The 20,959-nt window shown below is 65.2% G+C and carries 16 protein-coding genes and 1 riboswitch; of the genes, 7 read left to right on the top strand and 9 right to left on the bottom strand.

Features of this window, described 5'->3' with window-relative positions:
* Nucleotides 1–84: 84 nt before the first annotated feature.
* From IB267_RS25135 to IB267_RS25125, 3 genes are all read right to left on the bottom strand, one after another.
* Complete coding sequence (locus IB267_RS25135) at nt 85–1,098, bottom strand: ABC transporter permease (RefSeq protein ID WP_192450143.1); 1,014 nt, start codon at nt 1,096–1,098, stop codon at nt 85–87.
* A 1-nt stretch (nt 1,099) separates the two neighbouring features.
* Complete coding sequence (locus IB267_RS25130; RefSeq protein ID WP_192450527.1) at nt 1,100–2,662, bottom strand: sugar ABC transporter ATP-binding protein; 1,563 nt, start codon at nt 2,660–2,662, stop codon at nt 1,100–1,102.
* A 117-nt stretch (nt 2,663–2,779) separates the two neighbouring features.
* Nucleotides 2,780–3,712, bottom strand: a complete 933-nt coding sequence (locus IB267_RS25125) for a sugar ABC transporter substrate-binding protein (RefSeq protein ID WP_192450142.1) — start codon at nt 3,710–3,712, stop codon at nt 2,780–2,782.
* Between the two features lie 294 nt (nt 3,713–4,006).
* Here IB267_RS25125 and IB267_RS25120 point away from each other — a divergent pair, with 294 nt between their 5' ends.
* Nucleotides 4,007–5,008 (top strand): LacI family DNA-binding transcriptional regulator, encoded by a 1,002-nt coding sequence (locus IB267_RS25120; RefSeq protein ID WP_192450141.1) that lies wholly within the window; start codon nt 4,007–4,009, stop codon nt 5,006–5,008.
* Between the two features lie 47 nt (nt 5,009–5,055).
* Here IB267_RS25120 and IB267_RS25115 read toward each other — a convergent pair whose 3' ends face one another.
* The 5 genes from IB267_RS25115 to bioB are packed head-to-tail and all read right to left on the bottom strand — an operon-like array spanning nt 5,056 to nt 10,100.
* Nucleotides 5,056–6,045 carry a beta-ketoacyl-ACP synthase III gene (locus IB267_RS25115; RefSeq protein ID WP_192450140.1) on the bottom strand — a complete coding sequence of 330 codons (990 nt, stop codon included), beginning with the start codon at nt 6,043–6,045 and terminating at the stop codon, nt 5,056–5,058.
* Nucleotides 6,042–7,310 (bottom strand): adenosylmethionine--8-amino-7-oxononanoate transaminase, encoded by a 1,269-nt coding sequence (locus tag IB267_RS25110; protein WP_192450139.1) that lies wholly within the window; start codon nt 7,308–7,310, stop codon nt 6,042–6,044. Before IB267_RS25110 ends, IB267_RS25115 begins: the two co-directional genes overlap by 4 nt.
* Entirely contained in the window at nt 7,307–7,945 is a 639-nt protein-coding gene (gene bioD / locus IB267_RS25105; protein ID WP_192450138.1) for a dethiobiotin synthase, read from the bottom strand. The genes IB267_RS25110 and bioD overlap by 4 nt, the downstream gene beginning before the upstream one ends.
* The gene (locus IB267_RS25100) at nt 7,942–9,087 is read right to left on the bottom strand and encodes an 8-amino-7-oxononanoate synthase (protein ID WP_192450137.1); all 1,146 of its coding nucleotides are present in this window, start codon (nt 9,085–9,087) and stop codon (nt 7,942–7,944) included. Before IB267_RS25100 ends, bioD begins: the two co-directional genes overlap by 4 nt.
* A complete protein-coding gene (bioB, locus tag IB267_RS25095; protein ID WP_192450136.1) occupies nt 9,084–10,100 on the bottom strand; it encodes a biotin synthase BioB in 1,017 nt (338 codons plus the stop codon). The genes IB267_RS25100 and bioB overlap by 4 nt, the downstream gene beginning before the upstream one ends.
* A gap of 422 nt (nt 10,101–10,522) precedes the next feature.
* Nucleotides 10,523–10,642, top strand: a riboswitch (TPP riboswitch).
* A 163-nt stretch (nt 10,643–10,805) separates the two neighbouring features.
* Here bioB and thiO point away from each other — a divergent pair.
* Genes thiO through IB267_RS25075 form a run of 4 tightly spaced genes read left to right on the top strand, consistent with a single transcriptional unit; the run spans nt 10,806 to nt 13,350 of the window.
* The gene (thiO, locus tag IB267_RS25090; protein ID WP_192450135.1) at nt 10,806–11,777 is read left to right on the top strand and encodes a glycine oxidase ThiO; all 972 of its coding nucleotides are present in this window, start codon (nt 10,806–10,808) and stop codon (nt 11,775–11,777) included.
* Complete coding sequence (gene thiS, locus IB267_RS25085) at nt 11,774–11,971, top strand: sulfur carrier protein ThiS (protein WP_192450134.1); 198 nt, start codon at nt 11,774–11,776, stop codon at nt 11,969–11,971. The genes thiO and thiS overlap by 4 nt, the downstream gene beginning before the upstream one ends.
* Before the next feature lie 3 nt (nt 11,972–11,974).
* Nucleotides 11,975–12,748, top strand: coding sequence for a thiazole synthase (locus tag IB267_RS25080; RefSeq protein ID WP_192450133.1), 774 nt, complete (start codon nt 11,975–11,977; stop codon nt 12,746–12,748).
* On the top strand, nt 12,745–13,350 hold the full coding sequence (locus IB267_RS25075; protein ID WP_192450132.1) for a thiamine phosphate synthase: 606 nt from the start codon (nt 12,745–12,747) through the stop codon (nt 13,348–13,350). Before IB267_RS25080 ends, IB267_RS25075 begins: the two co-directional genes overlap by 4 nt.
* Nucleotides 13,351–13,384: 34 nt before the next feature.
* Here the strand turns inward: IB267_RS25075 and IB267_RS25070 are convergent, their stop codons facing one another.
* Nucleotides 13,385–15,115 carry an amidohydrolase family protein gene (locus IB267_RS25070; protein ID WP_192450131.1) on the bottom strand — a complete coding sequence of 577 codons (1,731 nt, stop codon included), beginning with the start codon at nt 15,113–15,115 and terminating at the stop codon, nt 13,385–13,387.
* 126 nt (nt 15,116–15,241) lie between these two features.
* Here IB267_RS25070 and IB267_RS25065 point away from each other — a divergent pair, with 126 nt between their 5' ends.
* Together IB267_RS25065 and IB267_RS25060 are read left to right on the top strand one after the other, a co-directional pair.
* Entirely contained in the window at nt 15,242–19,357 is a 4,116-nt protein-coding gene (locus IB267_RS25065) for an adenylate/guanylate cyclase domain-containing protein (RefSeq protein ID WP_210336005.1), read from the top strand.
* Nucleotides 19,354–20,913 (top strand): radical SAM protein, encoded by a 1,560-nt coding sequence (locus IB267_RS25060; protein ID WP_192450129.1) that lies wholly within the window; start codon nt 19,354–19,356, stop codon nt 20,911–20,913. Before IB267_RS25065 ends, IB267_RS25060 begins: the two co-directional genes overlap by 4 nt.
* The last annotated feature ends 46 nt before the right edge of the window (nt 20,914–20,959 follow it).

Below are 20,959 nucleotides of genomic sequence, written 5' to 3'. Positions count from 1 at the left end.
GTCTATCGACCCGACCACCCTGTCCTTCACCGTGTCTCGTCGGTTGCGACGGGCGGCGATCCGCCCGCACGGTGGCTCCCGGTCCTAAATGCCGGTCAGCCGCTCGCGATACTTGTCGATGATGACCGCAAGGATGATGACGACGCCTGTTATCATCTGGCGCATGAAGTCGCTGAGCCCGAACAGGATGAGGCCGTTGGCAAGCACCCCGGTGATGCAGGCGCCTAGCAGCGTGCCGATCACAGTACCACGGCCGCCATTGAGGCTGGTGCCACCGATGATGACGGCGGCGATCGCGTTCAATTCGAAGCCGATGCCGATGATCGGGCTCGCGATGTTGAGACGGGCCATATAGACCATGGCCGCAATGCCGACGAGCGCGCCGGCAATCGTGAAGGCCGCCACCTTGTAGAACATCAGCGAATGGCCGGCGAGACGTACCGCCTCTTCGTTGTTGCCGATGCCATAGAGCAGCCGGCCGAACACCGTCTTCGACAGCACGAACCAGGCGATCGCGACGAGCAGCAGCGCGATCAGGAAGACGACGGGGATGCCGAAGATCATCTGCGAGCCGAAGGCGTTGAAGCTCGGCGGAAACGAATAGATCGTGCGCGCATCCGTCACCTGAAGTGCTGCACCGCGGGCGATATTGAGCATGCCGAGCGTGACGATGAAGGAAGGCAGCCCCCAGAAGGCGCTGATCCAGCCATTGAGGAAACCACAGACGACGCCGGTGCCGACAGCGGCGAGCGTTGCCAGCGCGACCGCTTGGAACACCGAGAGATCGGGAATCGTCAGCACCGTGCCGCCGACGACGGCGCAGAAAGCGAGCATCGAGCCGACCGAGAGATCGATGCCGCCGATCAGGATGACGAAGGTCATGCCGACGGCGAGGATCAGATTGATGGTGATCTGCGTCAGGATGTTGGAGACGTTGTTGGCCGTCAGGAAATGCTCGGTCGAGACCGAGAAGAAGACGATCAGAAGCAGGAGCGCCAAGCCGATGCCGGCGTCGCGCAGGAGCACCTTCGGCGACCAGCCCGAAAGCCGGCGCGTGTCGATGGTTTCGCCGGATTTTGTCTTTTCGAGTGCTTGCATCTTACTGCCTCACCTGTTGCTGCTCGCCCTGGTAGGCAAATTGCAGGATACGTTCTTCGGAGAATTCCGGCCGCGACAGCTCGCCGACGACACGGTGCTGCGACATCACGAGGATGCGGTCCGAGAGGGTCATCAGTTCCGGCAGCTCGGACGAGACGATCAACAACGCCAAGCCGCGTTCGGCGAACTGGCGGATCAGGGCATAAATCTCCGCCTTGGCGCCGACGTCGACGCCGCGTGTCGGCTCGTCGAGCAACAGGACCTTCGGGTTGCGTGCCAGCCATTTGGCGAGCACCACCTTCTGCTGGTTGCCGCCCGAGAGCGTCGCAGCATTCTTGCCGGGGCCGCCATATTTCAGCTTGAGCTCGGCGCCGAGCCGTTCCGTCACTTCGATTTCCGCCTTCCTGTCGAGAATTCCGGCACGCGAGACGTCCGAGAGGGATGCGAGCGTGACATTGGCCGAAATCGGCATGTTGAGGATCAGACCTTCCTCCTTCCGGTCCTCGGTCACGAAGCCGATACCGGCATTGATCGCCTCGCGCGGCGAACGGAAGGAGGCGCGGTTCCCCTCAAGGAAGAGCTCGCCGGAGAGCGGCAGTTGAGCGGCCGCGATCGCCCGCAGTAGCTCGGTGCGACCGGAGCCGACAAGCCCGGCGATCCCCAGGATTTCGCCCCTGTGCAGTTCAAGTGAAATGCCCTCGGCGTGCGGCGATTTCAGCGGCCGAAACCGGTTAAGCGACAACGCTTGTGCCGGCCGAGAAAACGAGACCACTTCGCTCGCCATCTGCTGCTGCAGCTTGCGGCCCACCATGGCGCGCACCAGTTCGTCCTGATTGGTCTCGGCGATCGACCGCGAGAACATTGTCTCACCGTTGCGCAACACCGTCACCCGGTCGCAGATGCGGAAGACCTCGTCGAGATGATGCGAGACGAAGACGATCGAGACGCCGCGACGGCGAAGGTCGCTGACGATATTGAACAGCCGCTCGGTTTCGCGCGACGTCAGCGTCGCCGTCGGTTCGTCGAGGATGAGGATACGGCTTTCCGTCATCAGCGCGCGCGCCACCTCGACCAACTGTCGGTGGGCGATGCCGAGGCGCGAGACCGGCCAACGCACGTCTATGTCGCTGAGGCCAATGGCGTCGAGTGCGGCCCGTGCGCCGGCATGCATCTCCTGCCGTCTGACGACGCCGAAGGCGTTGCGCGGCAGATGCTCGATGAAGATGTTTTCCGCCACCGACAGATGGGGCAGAAGGTTGAATTCCTGGTGCACCACCTGGAGGCCGTTGGCCTTGGCTTCGCGCGGTGTTGCCGGCGCGTAAGGCCGGCCCGCGAGATTGATTGCGCCCTCGTCCGGACGGACGATACCGCAGAGAACCTTGATCAAAGTCGATTTGCCGGCACCGTTCTCGCCGATGAGACCGTGCACTTCGCCCGGCTGAATGGAGAGGCTGACGCTGTTCAGTGCCTTGGTGCCACCGAAGGCCTTTTTAACATCGTGCAGTTCCAGAACCGGCGGCATCGAAACGCCGGCCGCTTCCGCCTTCACGGTTTGCGTGTTCATCATGACCTAGCCCTTTTGAAACGCAGCAATCGCGCACGCGAACCATTGGCTTGCGGCGGATGCTGTCCTTGCCGAAGCGCACCGGGCGCTGCCCGGTGCGCACGCGCGGTCTCAGGGCTATTTCACGTTGTCCTTGGTCACGAGCTCGATGTCGGTCTTCACCCAGCCTTCGAGCTTGGGCCCGCCGGCCACGACTTCGAGCGCCTTGTCGATGGCGTTCGCCGCCATCTGCGAACCGAACTGGTCGACCGTTGCCAAAAGCTTGCCGTCCTTCAGCATGGGCGCGACCGCCGGCACATTGTCGAAGCCGACGACCTTGATGTCGTTGCGACCTGCCGCGTCGAGCGCCTTGACGACACCGATCGCCATGGAATCGTTAGCGGCGAGCACACCCTGGATATCGGGATGCGCCGTCAGCATGGTCGAGAAGACGGAATTGGCCTCTTCCGTTTCCCAATGCGCCGTGCGGGAATCGAGAAGATCGAGCTTGCCGGCCGCGATCGCATCCTCGAAGCCGAGCTTGCGCTGTGCCGCATTGTCGGCGCCCGGATTGCCCTCGAGGATCACGACCTTGCCGCCGGTGCCGAGATCCTTGGCGAGCGCATCACCGACCATCTTGGCGCCGCCGCGATTGTCAGGGCCGACGAAGGCCAGATCGACGCCGGCGTCCTTCTTTGCCTGCTCGTCGAGCGAAACGTCGAAATTGATGACGACAATGCCCGCATCCATCGCCTTCTTCAGCGGCGCGACCATGGCGCGGGAGTCGGCCGGCGCAATCACGATCGCGTCGACGCCTTGCGTGATGAAGTTCTCGACACCATTCAGCTGGCTCTCGAAATCGGTCTCGTTCTGCATGCCGATGGCTTTGAGTTCGTAGTCGCCACGCTTCTTGGCATGCGCCTCGGCGCCTTCCAGCATGTTCTTGAAGAAGTCGTTGGCCAGCGACTTCATGACGAGGCCGACGACGGGTTTATCGGCGGCCATGGCAAGCGTCGGCAATGCGGTGGCAAAGGTAAGTGCGACGATAGATGCGTACAGGGAAAATTTCATGGGTTCTCCTCCGGTGAAAAGATGGTCCTCCAACCACCAATGAAACGTTTCATCGCATGAGTATGCGTGGTCCGCTTCGAGCTTTAGAAGATAGAAAGGCGGCATAGCTGTCAATATGAAACGTTTCATCAAAAAGAAAATTGTGCTGGAAGCTGCTACCAGTTCGCGGCATTCTCTGATTTAAGAGGAAGATCAGCGCCGTCGGGCGAACCTGCGGTCGCTGGTGCAAGACTTTGATCTGGCGCGCGATTTTCGCTTGTCGCCGGTCGCACATGCGTAAGTGGGAGACAACGTTTGAACCCGACGATCAAGGATGTTGCACAGCGCGCCGGCGTCTCTGTCGGCACGGTTTCGCGTGTGCTTGCCAAGAACAAGACGGTGAGCGAGGACATCAGGGCAAAGGTCGAAGCGACAATCGACGCGATCGGCTACCGGCCGAACATTCTCGGCCGCAGCCTCAGGCTCGCCAAGACCGACATCATCGGCCTCGTCGTGCCCGACATCACCAACCCCTTCTTTGCCGAGCTTGCCAAACAGGTGGAGATGCTGGCGTCCGCCGAGGGCTACTCGGTGCTGCTTGCCAACACCCATGACGACCCGGACGCAGAGAAGCAGCAGATCGAAACCCTGCTCGGACGATTGCCGGCCGGGTTGATCCTCGTGCCGGTCAGCAACAGCCTTGCCGACGGGCTGGCGTCGCGCACGCGAACAGTGACCGTCGACCGACCCTTGAGCGGCCATGCGCTCGTCTCCGTCGACAACCGTCAGGGCGGTTATCTGGCCGCGGACCATCTGCTTTCGCTCGGCCACCGTCGGCTCGGCTACATCAGCGGTCCCGGCACGACCGAGGTCTCCGGCGAGCGCCGCGGCGGCTTCGTTCAACGGCTCGACGAATTCCGAAAGAGCCACCCCGGCGACTACGTTCAGCCGCAGATCGTCGAAGGCCACTTCGATTACCGCTCGGGCGAAGAACTTGGTAAGCAGCTGCTGACGCAGTCCGAAGCAACCCGCCCGACGGCGATCGCCACCGCCAGCGACCAGCAGGCGATCGGCCTGTTGCGCGCTGCCGACGACATGGGGCTTCGGGTTCCGAACGACCTTTCGATCGTTGGCTTCGACGACATTCCGCTGGCCTCGCTGGTGCTGCCGCGGCTCACCACCATTCGCCAGCCGATCGACGAGATCGCACGGCTCGCGCTTGAAGGCGTGCTCGGCAGCCATGCGCTGCAGGAAGAATACAAGCTGCAGCCAAAGCTGATGAAACGCGGCTCGTGCGCTGCGCCCTCAACGCGCTGAGATCACGGCGCCTCGCGATACGGGGTGTTGCTGCCCTCGGCGCCTCATCAGATCGCGAGCACCGCCGCCCCTCCAGCAAGCCCCGCGCCGGCCGCCGTCAGCAACAGCTTTTCGCCGGCGATGAAGGGCTTTTGCCGGTGCGACAGGGATAACGACAGCGGGACGGTCGCGGCCGACGAGTTGCCGTAGTCCGAGATCGTGCGCACCGTTTTCGACGGCGCAATGCCGAGCCGGTCGCACACGGCGTCGAAGATGCGCGCATTGGCCTGGTGCGGCACGAAGCGACTGATGTCCGTCGCGCTGCAGCCGACGGCGTCCATGGCGTTGACGGCACAGGCCGTCATCATCTCCACCGCCTGCGCGAACATTTCGCGCCCGTCGCGCATCGTCATCAGCAGATCCTGCGGCCTGGTGTCGGCAGAAAACGGCCTGTTGCTGCCGCCGGCGGCAATCGAGATCAGGTCGTAGCGGCTGCCATCGGCGGCGAGGTCTACGCCGAGCAGACCGGTTTTCGGATCATCGTTGGGGGCGACGACGACGGCACCGGCGGCATCGGCAAACAGCACGGCGCTCGCCCGCTCGGCCGGGTTGATCCGGCGGCTCAAGATGTTGGCGGCCACCACCAGCACCGACTTTCCCTGCGTCCGCACGAAGCCGTCGGCAAGCGTCAGGGCGTAGAGGAAGCCCGAACAGGCGCCGGCAAGGTCGATCGCGCCGGCATTCGAAAGGCGAAGATGGTGGGCAAGCAGGGGAGCGGACGGCGGCAGCAGGTGATCCGGCGTCGAGGTCGCAAGCAGGACCAGGGCGATATCGCCGTGCGGGGTGCGGGCATCCTCGAGCGCCATTGCGCCCGCCTTTGCCGCGAGCCCCGAAAGCGCGTCGTCGGGCGCGGCCCAGCGCCGCTCGCGAATGCCGGTGCGGCGCTCGATCCAGCCGGGCTCAAGCCCCAGCGCCATCTCGATCTCGCTATTGGCGACACGCCGTTCGGGCACCGCATGGCCGAAGCCGACAATCCGGGAGGAGCGAGCGGGCCTCATAGCTGCCCTGCCCCGAAGACCGACGCCGCCTCGTCGATCGCGTCATAGGCCCGCCCAAGATCGGCATCGGTGACGCAATAGGGCGGCATCAGATAGATGACGTTGCCGAGCGGACGGATCAGCAAACCGCGCTTACGGAAAAACGCCCGGAGCCGCGGGCCGACCTCGGCGAGATAGCCGCCGGACGGCACCACGAGATCGAGGGCCGTAATGGTGCCGAGCTGGCGGACGTCGGCGAAGCGCGGATCATCGGCGAAGCGCGCCAGATGCCGATGCTGGTGCGCGCCCAAGGTTTCGATGCGCGCCGCTATAGGCTCCTGTCTCCAGACGGCGAGATTGGCGAGTGCCGCGGCACAGGCGATCGGGTTGGCCGTGTAGGAACTCGAATGGAAGAAGGTCTTGCGCCGGTCGGCCGAAAGATGCGCCGTAAAGATCTCCGAGCTGCAAAGCGTCGCGGCCAGAGGAAGCGCGCCTCCGGTCAGCCCCTTCGAGGTGCAGAGAATATCCGGCGTGATCCCGGCCTGCTCGCAGGCAAACAGGCTGCCCGTCCGCCCCCAACCGGTCATCACCTCGTCGGCGATCAGCAGGCTGCCATGCCGTTCGGCAATGCGTTTCAGCTCGGACAGCACGGAAGCCGGATAGGTCTTCATGCCACCGGCGCCAAGCAGCAGGGGCTCGATCAACAGGGCGGCAACCTCGCCGGAGGCGCAAGCCCGTTCGAAGGCGTCGAGCGTTGCCTGCTCCCGGCCCGGCTCCGGAAAAGGCAGGCGATCGACGGCGAAGAGCAGCGGCGCGTAGGCGGCATTGAAGACGCCTCTTTCGCCGGCCGACATCGTGCCGATCGTGTCGCCGTGATAGCCATGCTCCAGCACACAGATGCGGCTCCGCGGCTGGCCGCTGTTGTGGAAGAAACCGAGCGCCATTTTCAGCGCGACCTCGACTGCGGTCGAACCACTGTCGGAATAAAACACATGGGAGAGCCCGGGCGGCGCGATCTCGATCAGCCCGCGCGCGAGTTCCTCGGCCGGCGCGTGGGTATATTCGGCGAAGATGATCTGGTCGTACGTCTCCGTGGCCCTGCGGATCGCCTCCATGATGGTGGGGTGACGGTGGCCGTGAGTGATGACCCACCAGGACGAAATCGCGTCGAGGATCGACGCGCCGTCCTCGTCGACGAGATAGGCACCCTCGGTGCCGACGATGCGGCGCATCGCCGATTCCAGCGCATGCTGGGTGAAGGGATACCAGACGGCGGAGTTTCTCATGCCGGCACCTCCAGGAAATCGGCGATGTTGAAATTTTCAGCGAAGGCGCGGCGCAGGCGGTCGGGCGTCAGCGGATCGAGTCGCGGCAGCCGGCCGAGACGCCGCACGGCGCCAAGTTCGGATAGGACCGCTTCGCTGTCCTCCTGCGCGTCGCCGATGAAGGCGACGCCAAGAACGGGAATGGCGCGGCGACGCAGCGCTTCGAGCGACAACAGGGTGTGGTTGATCGTGCCGAGCCCGGTGCGCGCGCAGAGAACCACCGGGATCTGCCAGCGCGCAAAGACAGACGCAAAGACCATGCGCTCCGTCAGCGGCACCAGAAGCCCGCCTGCGCCCTCGATCACCAGCGGTCGGTCCACCGCGGGCGGGGACAGATGTTCCGGAGCGATGGTGACGCCGTCGATCCGCGCCGACAGGTGCGGCGAGGCCGGCGTCGCGAGCCTGTAGGCCTCAGGCAGGATGCGGTCGGCCGACAACTGGCCAAGCCGGGCGACGGTTTCGCTGTCGGTTTCTTCGTCGAGACCTGACTGCACAGGCTTCCAGTAGCAGCCGTCGAGCGCGTCGGTGAGGGCTGCGGAAAAGATGGTCTTGCCGATGCCGGTATCGGTACCGGTGACCACGATACGGGTCTTCATGGCCGCTCCTTGGCGATCGCGATCTTCAACTGCTGCAGCATCTGCACGACTGCAGGCTGGTCGACGTTGAGCGTGATGGCGATCCGAAGACGCGCGGTGCCTTCCGGCACCGTCGGCGGGCGGATTGCCCTGATATCGTAACCCTCGGCGCGCATGCGGGCGGCGATGCGGAGCGCTCGGCCGTTGTCGCCGATCGGGATGGGCAGGATTTGCGAGCCGCTGCCTTCGATGCCGAGCGTCTCGACAAGCGCCCGGTTGGCGAAAGACCTCAGGCCGTCGAATGCGGCGCGGCGTTCCGGCTCGTCGACGAGGGCTGCGAGCGCTTCACGCACCGCGGCCGCAACGAGCGGCGAAGGCGCGGTCGAATAGATGAAGTTGCGGGCGCGGTTGACGAGATAGTCGCAAAGGAGGGCGCCCGCCCCGACCAGCGCGCCGGAAACACCGAGCCCCTTGCCGCAGGTGTGCAGCACGACGACATTCTCACGACCCTCCAGTTCCGCCGCCAGACCGCGACCTTCCCGTCCGAAGACGCCGGTCGCGTGCGCCTCGTCGATGACGAGAAAGCCGTCATGCTGCGCGGCAAGCGCGAGGAGGTCGGCAAGCGGCGCGCGATCGCCATCCATCGAATAGAGGCTTTCGACGGCAATCCACGGGCGCCCCGCTCCGCCGGCCCGGCGCCATTTTTCGATGGCATCGGCAAAGGCGCCGACATCGTTGTGCACTGCTGCCACCGCATCGGCCTTGCTTGCGGCGATGCCTTCGTGAGCGCTCGCATGGATCAGGGCATCGTGGACGATGAGATCGTCACGCTGCGGCAGCGTCGAAAACATGGCAGCATTGGCGGCATAGCCGCTGCCGAAGAAGAGCATCCGTTCGGCGCCGAAGAAGGCCGCCGCTTCCGTCTCCAGCGCCTCGTGTTCTTCGTGATTGCCGCGCAACAGCCTTGAGCCGCCGGAGCCGACAGGCACGCCGCGCGCGATGGCGGCCGTTATCGCTGCCTTCAGCCGCGGCGAGGCGGCGAGCGCCAGGTAGTCGTTCGAGGTGAAATCCACTCCGCCAGCGGGGGCAAGAGCGCGCCGGCGGCCCTTGCGTTCGAGGCCCTCCAGCGTCTTCTCATGGCGCGCAAACAGACCCGCGGTCATTCCGCCGCGTCCGGCCTTGCCGGTGGAGCCATCGGCTTCAACCCCAGCCGCCGGAAGAGTGCTGCATCATGGTCCTCGCCGGGATTGTCGGCGGTCAGCAGGGTTTCGCCGACGAAAATAGAATTGGCGCCGGCGAAGAAACAGAGCGCCTGCGTCTCGTCGCTCATGTCGGTGCGCCCGGCCGAAAGCCGGACATTCGATTGCGGCATCAGGATGCGGGCAAGCGCGATGGTGCGGACGAAATCGATCGGATCGACGGGTGCCGCATCGGCCAGCTTCGAACCCGGGATCGGGATCAGCATGTTGATCGGCACGCTTTCGGGCGGCACCGGCAGGTTGGCGAGCGTTACCAGCATCGAGATCCGGTCGTCAGCGGTTTCGCCCATGCCGAGGATGCCGCCGGCGCAGACCTTGATGCCGGCGTCGCGGACATTGGCGAGCGTCTCCAGCCGGTCGGCAAAGCTGCGGGTGGTGATGATCTCGCTATAGAAGCGTTCGGACGTATCGACATTGTGGTTGTAGTAATCGAGCCCGGCCTCGGCGAGCCGCGCAGACTGGGCCGGCGTCAGCATGCCGAGCGTCATACAGGTTTCCATGCCGAGCGCCCGCACCCCGCCGACCATGGCGACGATGGCATCCATGTCGCGGTCCTTCGGACTGCGCCACGCGGCCCCCATGCAATAGCGGGTCGCGCCGCCGTCGCGCGCCTTGCGCGCCTCGGCAAGCACACGCTCGACCTCCATCAGCTTCGATGCCTTGAGCCCGGTCGGATAGTGGGCGGACTGGCTGCAGTAGCCGCAATCCTCGGCGCAGCCGCCGGTCTTGATAGAGAGCAGCCGGCTCATCTGGATGGCGTTGGGATCGAACTGCGCACGGTGGACGGTGTGGGCGCGGTAGAGCAGATCGTTGAACGGCAGATTATAGATTTTCTCCGCTTCCGGCCGGGCCCAGCGGGATTGGGCCGCGTCGCCCGGGATCAAATCAGCACCAGTCGGTCGGTTTTCGTCCAGCATTTCAGCTTGTCCTCCAGGTCGTCGCGATCGTAAAATAGATAGAATCCAATATTATCTATAATTTTGACGGACGCGGGAATTCGCAAGCACCCAAGCGGAGAAATTCTTACATCTTATATTCTTCAGGTTGTATCTTCGGATCACATGAGGGTCCGGACGCCGTCGACAGAGGGCAAGAACCGACAATCAATCACTCGCGCGTCAGCCCGGAAATCTCGCACGTCCACCAACGAAACCGTTACGACTCCGGACTTTCCCGGCACTCCAAGCTCCACTCCGGTCGGCCAACACCCTTCCTTCCATCACGCCATCGACGCCTCCGCTTTCTCGCAGCAAGATTATAGATAATTTTTTCGGCAGTTACATCACAGTCAGCACGAATGCTGGCTCTTGACAAAAACGGCCCCGAGCGGTCAGCTTGGAGCATTCACCAGGGGTGTCCCGCCAAGGGGCTGAGATTCTGCTATGCGGTCGCGCGGCGCAGTGACCCGTTGAACCTGATCCAGTTCATACTGGCGTAGGGACGGTGCAGACTCGCTGCCGCAAACGTCGCGTTCACGTGACGGATCAATCGGCAAGGCGTCCTTCCCCTCCCCCGCTCGTGAACTGGGTCTCCACCTTTGGAGCCTCGGCATGCACACCGCCAACACTATCCCGCTTCGTTGCCTACGACGGCCCGTACGCGCCGCACAGGAGCGCTGAGCGATGCGCGTCCTCGTGAAAGGCGCCGGCGTCGCAGGGCTCTGTCTGGCCTATGAACTCAGCGCCCGCGGTGTCGCGGTGACGGTCGTCGAGCGTAAGCCCGGTTTTGCCGGTGCGGCATCCTGGTTTGCCGGCGGCATGCTGGCGCCCTGGTGCGAGCGCGAAAGCGCCGAAGAGGCGGTGCTGACGAAGGGTATCGGCGCCATCGACTGGTGGGACGACGTCCTGCCAGGCGAAGTTTCCCGCAACGGTACGCTGGTCGTCGCCCCGCCACGGGACGCCGGCGAACTCAGGCGCTTCGCCTCGCGCACCTCCGGCTACGAATGGCTCGATGCTGCCGCGATCGAACGGCTGGAACCGGCACTTGCCGGGCGCTTCCGGGAGGCTTTGTTCTTTCCGGGCGAGGCGCATCTCGACCCGCGCCGGGCGCTCGCCCGGCTGCGGCAGAAGCTTGTCGATCGCGGCATCGCCTTCGTCACCGGGGCGAGCGACAACGGACAGCACGATCTCGTCGCCGACTGCACGGGTGCGGCAGGCACCGGTGACACGCCCGGCCTGCGCGGCGTGCGCGGCGAAATGCTCTATCTTGAGACAAGCGACGTAGAGCTGTCGCGGCCCGTCAGGCTCATTCATCCGCGCATCCCGCTCTATATCGTGCCGCGCGGCGGCGGCCTCTTCATGTGCGGGGCGACGATGATCGAGACGGATGATGGCGGACCGATCACCGCCCGTTCGCTCATGGAACTGCTGAACGCCGCCTATGCGCTGCATCCGGCCTTCGGCGAAGCGCGCCTCGTCGAGACCGGCGCCGGTGTCCGCCCCGCCTTCGCCGACAACCTGCCGCGTGCCCTGCGCGCCGGGCAGACCATCACGATCAACGGACTTTACCGCCATGGCTTCCTGCTTTCGCCGGCCCTGGCGGCCGAAGCAGCCGACCTTGCCCTTGTGCAGGACCTGAAGGGAGATGCCGCATGAGACTGACCGTCAATGGCGAGGATCACGACCTCGCCGTCGCCACCCTCGCCGAGCTTCTGGCTGCGCTCGACTTCGAAGGCGATTGGCTCGCCACTGCTGTCAACGGCGAACTGGTGCACCGGGCCGACCGTTCGGGTCATGCGCTTTGCGACCGAGACCGCATCGAAATTCTCTCGCCGATGAAAGGAGGCTGAGACATGCTGACGCTTTATGGACAGGACCTGCGCTCGAGACTGCTTCTCGGCACCGCCCGCTATCCCTCCCCCGCCGTGCTCGAAGATGCGGTGCGATCCTCGGGCACCGAGATCGTCACGGTCTCGCTTCGGCGCGAAACGGCCGGAGGCCGCCAGGGCGGCGCCTTCTTCGAATTGATCCGGGCGCTCGGCGTACACGTGCTGCCGAACACCGCCGGCTGCCATTCGGTGTCCGAGGCGGTGCTAACGGCCAAGATGGCGCGCGAGGTCTTCGGCACCAACTGGCTGAAGCTCGAAGTAATCGGCCACCACGACACGTTGCAGCCGGATGTCTTCGGGCTGGTCGAGGCGGCGCGCATCCTCTCGGCCGAAGGGTTCGAGGTCTTTCCCTACACCACGGATGACCTTGTGGTTGCCGAGCGGCTCTTGGAAGCCGGCTGCAAGGTGCTGATGCCCTGGGGCGCGCCGATCGGCAGCGCCATGGGGCCGCAGAACATCCAGGCGCTGAGGGCCATGCGGGCCAATTTCCCCGATGTGCCGCTGATCGTCGATGCCGGCATCGGCCGGCCCTCGCACGCAACGACGGTGATGGAGCTCGGCTTCGACGCCGTCCTGCTCAACACGGCCGTCGCCGGCGCCGCCAGGCCCGCGCTGATGGCCTCGGCGTTTGCGGGCGCGATCGATGCCGGGCGGCAGGCCTTCGAGGCCGGCATGCTCCAACCGCGCGATTTTGCCGTTCCTTCCACCCCCGTCATCGGAAAGGCGGTGTTTGCGTGAAACTCGATCCCTTCTACCTTATCGTCGACAGCGCGGCCTGGATCGAGCGGCTGGTGCCGCTCGGCGTCAAGTTGGTGCAGCTACGCGTCAAGGATCGTCCGGAAGCGGAGACCCGCCGCGAGATCCGCGCGGCCAAGGCTGTTTGCGACGAGCAGGACTGCCAGCTCATCGTCAACGACTACTGGCAGCTGGCGATCGCCGAAGGCTGCGACTTCGTCCATCTCGGTCAGGAGGACCTGGCGGAGGCCGACCTTGCTGCGATCCGCGCCGCCGGCCTGAAGCTCGGCCTCAGCACCCATGACGAGGCGGAACTGGAGACGGCGCTGGCAGCCGACCCGGACTACATCGCACTCGGGCCGGTCTACCCGACCATCCTCAAGGCGATGAAGTGGGCGCCGCAAGGACTGCCGCGTCTTGCCGCCTGGCGGAAGCGCGTCGGCTCCCTGCCGCTGGTCGCCATCGGCGGTCTCAACGTCGAGCGGATTGCCGGCGTCTTCGAGCACGGCGCCGACATCGCCGCCGTCGTGACGGACATCACCCGCAATGCCGACCCGGAAAGCCGGACCCGCGAATGGATTACCAGAACCGCACCGTGGCGATGAGCACGTGCCAGACCGCGGGCGTCGATCTCCGCGGTCAGGCGATCTCCAGCTGCGACAGCCAGGAGGCATCCAGGCCGCGCTTGCGGCAATAGGTGGCGAGCCGCTGGCGGGTCGGCCCCGGCCGGTCGAGGCCGAGGTAACGGGAGGCGTTCTTCCAGAAGATGTTCTGTTGGTCCTCCTCGCTGACATTGGCCTCTTTCAGTTGCTGGGCGATCCGCGGGACATAGGCGTTGTAGTCCTTCTCCAGCGCCATCATCGACCAGTCGGTGCCGAACATCAGATGGCGCGCACCGGGATCGTAGTCCTTCAGCCATTTGTCGAGCAGCGCGCGGATCTTTTCGTGCAGCCCGGGCGTGTTGTCGGTGACGAGTTCGCTGAGGTAACTCAGGTCGGCAAACAGGTTCGGCTGGCGCCCGTGGTCGATCGTCCTGCCGATGATGTCCTCCCAGGTCGGCGGGCCGGAGAACTTGTCCTGGGCACAGGACACCATGACCCCCGTCGGCGCGCCCGGGCGAATGACTTCATCGAATGCGCCGAAATGCGCGAGGTTGATGCGCAAGTCATTGTAACGGTTGGTATCGAGCAGCTTCTTCCAGTAGGCGGGGCTCGCCATATTGCCATAGCCGCAACCGGCGCCGATGCTGTTTTCCGCATGCGCCATGATCGGCACGCTGTTGTCGCGGCACCAGTCGTAGAGCCGCTTCAGCGCCGCATCGATCGCCGGATCCGCATTGCCCCAGGCCTTGAAGCCCATGGGCGGGTAGATCTTCACACCGATGAAGCCCTTTTCCATGATCGCATAGCGGACGTTTTCCAGCGACGAGCCGCGCTTCTGCGCCTCCCGATGCGGATCGAAGCCGACGAAGCTGTGCATGTGGATGCCGTGCCGTTTGATCACCAGCTGCTGGATCTCGTCCATCACGTCGATCTGGTCGTGCTGCGGCGATGCCCTGCCGCCGATCGATTTCTCGAAATCGAGGATGCTCGGCGTGATCATCGAGAACCGGCATTTCGACGCGAAGATCCGGGCATAGGTTTCCGCGAGGTTTTCCCGGTAGTCCTGCATGAGGCGCACGAAGGAAAGGTAGTTGCCGATCTGGTCGTGGGCCTTGGCGGCCGACGCCAGCGCATCGACATCCGTCTCCTCCACGCTGCCGGAGCGCCGCTGCAGGCCCTGCGGCAGGCCGGGGGCGCCGCCGATCTGTTCCAGCAGGCCCTGATAATCCGGCGTTTCGGCGCCGCTTCGTGCGGTCAACGACGCGCGCTGCTCGCCCGCTAGCGCGACCAGTTGCTTGACGGCGGTGCGCAACTGCTCGTCCTTCTGCCGCTCGAACTCGGCGTCGGAAGGGCGCGGCATCCGCCTCTTGAGAATGGCGTCCTCGACCTTGGCCTTTGGCGCGACATCGCCAAGGGCCGTCACGAGAAAGACCACCAGGGCGTTTTCCAGGCGCTTCGACTGCAGCGGATCGGCGGAGAGCCTCGCTTCCGGCAACTTTTCCCGCAGCGCCACATAGCGCACGAGCCCTTCCACCGGTACATCAGCCGCGTTGAAGAAATGGCAGTGAACGTCGACGATCGGATAGGGCAGCTCGCAGGCCGCAGCCGGTGGCCAGTCGTGTCGGCACCCGGAAAGCACATTCGCCATCACGCCTGCCGAGAACAGCCGCAAGACATTGCGGCGTGTCACGGCGGCGACCGGACCACCCCAGTCGACCCCCATCATCCCCTCCTGTTGCGAGACCCCCTCGAACAATCGGGCAAACATTACTCCGTTCGCAAGCGGCGTGGAACAGATATTTACTTGCCGTTACTGGAACCCCGTAGGTCAACACGGGCGGACTTTAAGTGCGAAAGGAGGCATGTTACTCTAAAATCTTGGGGAGAATTTTGCGTGGTAGGTGGCGCCGGCAAGAATGAATTCCAACGTTACCTGTCGGGAGCCCTGGTTCGATGGTCTGCCCCGGCGGCGACGGATTCGGCTGGCCCGACGCGCGAGGACTTTCCCGGCACATTGCTGTTCGCAGACATCTCCGGTTTTACCCGGCTGACTGCCAAATGGTCCGAAAGCGACCGCGCCGCCGGCGCCGAACGGGTAAGCCGGCTGCTCAACGGCTACATGGGACCGCTCGTCCGACATATCGAGGAACATGGCGGCACGGTGCTGAGCTTTGCCGGCGACAGCCTGCTTGCCGGCTGGCAGGCTGCCTCCGACAGCGAGCTGGAGCAGGCCGCCTGGCGCAGCTGCTATTGCGCCGGCCGCATCCGTGAAGAGATCGGCGGCCCCGGCGGGCCGGAGGACGCGCTGCAACTGCGCATCGCCGTCGGCGTCGGCACCATCACCCTGCTGCACCTCGTTCCCCGTGTCGACCAGCGCTGGCTGATCGTCGGCGGCGACTGCCTGGCGCAGGCGGACCATTGCGGTCTTTTGAGCGATGCCGGCGAAATTCTCGTCTCCGACGCCGTGTGGCAGCTGATCGGTAAGCGGGCAACCGGCGCGCCCGGCCGGGAGGGCACCGCCCGCCTCGAACGCATCGATCCCTATTCGACCGCGACCAGGCCGCCCCGCGCCCTTTCGGGCGCCGCCAGCAAGCGGCTGGAAACCTATCTGCCGCTTTCGCTGCGCGGCCGGCTTCTGTCGCCGCTTTCGGAGTGGCTGGCGGACCTGAGAACCGTGACGGCCCTGTTCGTGCATATCGTCGGCCCGGACCTCGAGAAAGATCTCGACCGGCTGAACCAGCTCGTTGCGCGGTCGATCGCCGTCGTCGGCCGCACCGGCGGCGAAATCCTCCACACGGCTCTCCATGCAAACAGTCTCGAGATCTTCGCGGTCTTCGGCCTGCCCGGCCCCAAACATGCAGACAACGCGCGTCGCGCGATCGTTGCGGCACTGCGTCTTTCAGGCGAACTCGACGATCCCGACATCGGCCTTTCGGCCGGCATTTCCACCGGCGAGAGCTTCTGCGGCGCGCTTGGCGCCAGCCACCGCGCGGACTACACGGTGGTCGGCGCCGCCGTGAACATGGCCGCGCGCCTGGCAAGCGTCGCCGCCGGGCGCATCCTCGTCGACCAGGCGACGGCAAAGGAGACGGCCAGCCAGATCGCTTTCTCCGGACCGTGGTCGCTGGCCATACCGGGCGTGCGCGGCGGCGTGTCCGCCTTCGCGCCGATCGCCGAGACTGTCGCGACGATCGACACCAAGTCGCCGGCACTCCTCAACCGCGCAGCCGAAATGACGGCCCTTTCCGCCTATCTCGACAGCGCGCCCAGGGGGCAGTCCGGCATCATGATCGTCAAAGGCGATTCCGGCGTCGGGAAGTCGGCCCTGCTGCGCGCCTTCGTGGAGCGCTATCGCGACCGCGGCAGCCGCGTGCTCGTCGGCAATGCCGACGACATCGAAAGCGACGTGCCCTATTTTGCCTGGCGCGGGGTTATTCGCGACCTGCTCGGCATCGGCGATCTGCGCGGCGCCGAGGCCACGGACCAGGTGGGGCTCTTCTTTGCGGAAAGACCGGAACTCGCTTCGCTCGCGCCGCTGCTCAACGACGCCATCAACCTCACCTTGCCGGACACACCGGAGACGCGGGCCATGTCCGGTGACGGGCGGTCCCACCGGCTGCGCGAACTGCTGAGCGAGCTCATGACCGACAGCCTCGCCGGAGGGCAGGGCTTCGTCGTGCTTGAAGATGTGCACTGGCTCGACGAGGCGTCCGGTCAGTTGCTGGGGCGGCTGGTTTCAGGGGCGGCACCGGTACCGGTCGTCGTGTCGACCCGGACGACCCGCACGCAGGAAGACCTGACCCGGTGGACCGGCGTGCACCATAACGGCGCCCAGACGCTCGATCTTTTGCCGCTCGATTTCGAGGGCACGATCGCGCTCGTTCGCGCATCGATCGGCAGCAACTCGCCCGCCGACGGCTTCGGCGAGGCGGTCTATGCGCAATCGGCCGGAAACCCGCTGCTGATCTGCGAGATCTGCCGGATGATCGGCGAGCGTCGGCTGCCCAAGGCGGCCGAGCCCGCCGCAGCCGTCTCGCTGCTCTCCGAGCCCCGCTCGAACGATGCGACCCTGCTCAACACCGCCAAGGTGACCGTGATTGCCCGGACCGACCAGCTTCCGGCGGAGCTGCAGGTGCTGCTGAAGATCGCAAGCGCCATGGGCGCAACCTTCTCGCTCGCCGAGCTTGGCGCGCTGCCGCCGATCAGGAAGACGGCACTGGACATCGAGGCGAGCATCGAGCGGCTGCAGGCGGCGCACCTGATCAAGCCTGCCGACGACCGCCCGGGCCGGTTCATGTTCAGCCATGCCGTCATCCGCCAGGCGATCTACGAGAGCCTGCTGTCGGAACAGCGCCATGAAGCGCATCGCGCGATAGCCAAGGCGATGGAAGAAGGCGGCCAGCCGGACAATGCCGAAAACCTGCCGCGCGTGCTCAGCCACTGGGAGCGCGCCGGCGACGCCGCGCAGGCCTTCAACTATCTGGACCGCGTTGCCGAACTGCGGCTGCGCCAGTTCGACAACGCCGCCGTCGTCGACCTGATCGAACGCTTCTTCAAGACGGCGCGCGATCTCTCGATCACCATTCTACCGGCCAGACGGGCGGCCGCCTGTTTCCTGCTCGGCGAAGCCAGCCTCAATCTTGGCCGCGCCGAAGCGGCCCGCCATGCCTATGAGGAAGGCCTGCGGCTTTCCGGCCTGCCGCTGCCGCGCACCTCCGCCGGCCTCGCGCTGCATCTCGTGCTCGATCTCGCCGAACAGGTGTGGCGGCGCACCACTCATCGCGACGCGGACTGGATCCTGAAACGAGAAATCTCGCGATCGCCGTCCGATCCCTTCCTGCTTGCGGCGAAGGCGCATGAGGACCTGACGCGGATCTACTACTTCACCAGCGAGAAGCTGCGGCTCATCCATGCGACGCTTAGGGCGACGAACCTTGCCGAGAGAAACAAATACGTCTCGCCGACGACCGCCGCCAATTACGCGAGCCTCGGCGCTATCTGCGGCGTGATCCCGCTGCACAGCCAGGCCGAACACTACAGCCGGCTAGCGGCGGCATTGTCCGAACGCGTCGACCAGTTGGGAACGCGCGTTCGGGTCGACCTTCTGTCGGGCATGTACCAGATCGGCATCGGTCATTGGCACGCGGGCAAGCGGGCGTTCGAGGCGGGCCTCAACAATGCGGCTAAGGTCGGCGACCTGAGGCGCTGGTGCGAGGTGGCGGTCGGGCTGGAGACGATTTCCGGCCCGTGGCTTTTGACCTCGGCCTTCGAAGGCATCGCGCCCTGGGAGATCCTCGTGCAACGGATCTGCGAGGAAGGACGCCGGCGCGGGGACATGCAGGTGCTCGGTTGCGGTCTGCTCGGCCGTCTCCGGGGCCATGCAGCGCTTGGCCGGTGGGATGCGATCGAGACCGACCTAGACGAACTCGAACAGATCCTTCGCGAAAAGGGCGACGGGCTGGAACTCGTCCATTCGATCGAAGGCGCATCGCTCCTGAGCGAGGCCGCGCGGCGACGGGGCAACACGACGGAGGCCGCAAGCTGGTTCGAGCGGGCGCTGTCCTGGTGCGAGACGCTCAACCCGGCGATGAAGACGCGGACGCTGCCGGCGCTTGCCCGTCTCTTCGATGTCGCAAGCGACCCCGATGGCGGCGACCTGCTGGCAGCTCAGCTTGTCCTTAGAAAACTCGAGCGATTCGCGCGGGTCTACCCGATCGGCCGGCCGGCGGCGGCACTCGGCGAGGCGACCCTGCACCTGCGCCGCGGCCAGCAACGCCGCGCCGAGCGCGTCACCCAGTATGCCTTCGCGGAAGCGATCCGCCTGGAGATGCCGGCCGTGGCGCTCGCCGCCCTGCAGCATGCCGCCGGACCCCGGGATGCCGAATCGCGCCAGGCGTTCGAGACGATGTTTTCTCTCCGCCGGGCCACCTGGTGCGAGGTTCTTCCGCTTGGTCAAACCGACCAGGCGCCGCATGTCCAGTTTGCCAGATCCCAGGGAAGCCGCGCATGAACCGTACCAGTCCTCCCCGCATCCTGATCGTGCTTGCCCATTTCGACGAAACCCGGAACCCCAGGGGCCGCCCCGACTTCATTCCCCAGGGAACCGGTCACCTGTTCCTGGCGGGCGCCTTTGCCCGCGACCGCGTGGACCTTCGCGCCTATAGCGAGTTCCACGACGGACCGCTCGTCGACGAGGCGGCCTTCGCAGAACTCGACATGCTGGTGCTGACCGGCGTGACCGCAGCCTTCGACCGGATGCAGCACCTGACGGCCTATGCCCGCACCAAGTCGCCCGGCTGCGTCGTTGTCGCTGGCGGGCCGGTCGTGCGCAATCTCCCGGTCTCGAGCGCCGAGACCTTCGATTACGCCTGCGACGGCGACGTCGAGGAGATGCAGGCGGTCATCCGGGAGGTGTTTGGCGAATGGGCCGTCTCCGAGACGATCCTGCCGCGCTTCGACCTTGCCAATTGGCGCGGTCCGGTCAGCTACGTCGAGACGAGCCGTTACTGCAATTTCAAGTGCAGCTTCTGTGCGTTGACCGCCGAAGGCCGGCGCTACCACAGCTACGATCCCGCCTATATCGAGGCGCAGCTGCGCAACGCGCCGCCGAAGAAATACGTGCTGTTCATCGACAACAACTTCTACGGCAACAGCAAGGACGTCTTCCATGCCAAGCTCGACGTGATCCGCTCGTTGTGGCGACAGGGCCTGTTTCAGGGCTGGATCGCCCTTGTCACCGGCGATTTCTACCGCGATCCGCAAAATCTCGACGCGGTGCGGGCGGCCGGCTGTCTCGGTCTGTTCAGCGGCGTCGAGACGCTGAGCGAAGCGCAGCTGAAGCGCTACCAGAAGAAGCAGAACCTGGTGGTGCCGCAGCTGGAGGCGATCAAGACCTGCCTCAATGCCGGCGTCGCCTTCCAGTATGGCCTGATGTTCGACCCGTCGTCGCAGACGATCGAGGCGATGCAGGAGGAACTCTCCTTCATCACCGGCGAAACCACGATGCCGTTGCCGGCGTTCCTGAGCCTGACGATCCCGCTGCTCGGCACGCCGCTGTTCGACGAATGCGTCGCCGACGAACGCTTCCTTCCCTCGGCCAAGCTGCGTGACATGGATGGGTTCACGCTGATGACCCGTCCGCTCGACGGTCTTGAGGAGGTGGCGCTCTTTGCCCGCAAGCTGTCGCGTCTGGACGGCAACCGTGCCAGGATCCTGCGCCATTGCCTGGGGTTCTATCGCAACTACCGCCATTCGCTTTCCGGTCGGCAGATGATCCATCTGCTTGCCAACAGCCTGCGCTTGGCGCTTCCTTCGGTCCTCCATCGCCACGGCCTGCCGACGCGCTCGGGCAGCGACGAAAATCTCACCTACGTGACGACGACGCAGCCGCTCGGCCCGCTCTACACGCCGGCCTTCAGGGTTGGAGAAGGTTTCCGTTCGCATTTTGCGCCGACGATGATCACCGACGCGTCCGGCGCGCTCGACGAAACCATCGCCCGCAACCTCGAATTCCGCACCAGCCGCCGGCAACGGACAGGCACTGGCATCGAACATTCGTCCGGTTGAAGGCGCCACCACGCCTGCGTCAAAGAGCCCGGCCCGATGCAACCTC

The sequence above is a fragment of the Ensifer sp. ENS09 genome (genome assembly GCF_014852425.1).
Classification (GTDB): domain Bacteria; phylum Pseudomonadota; class Alphaproteobacteria; order Rhizobiales; family Rhizobiaceae; genus Ensifer.
This window is presented reverse-complemented; position numbering and strand designations above follow the sequence as displayed.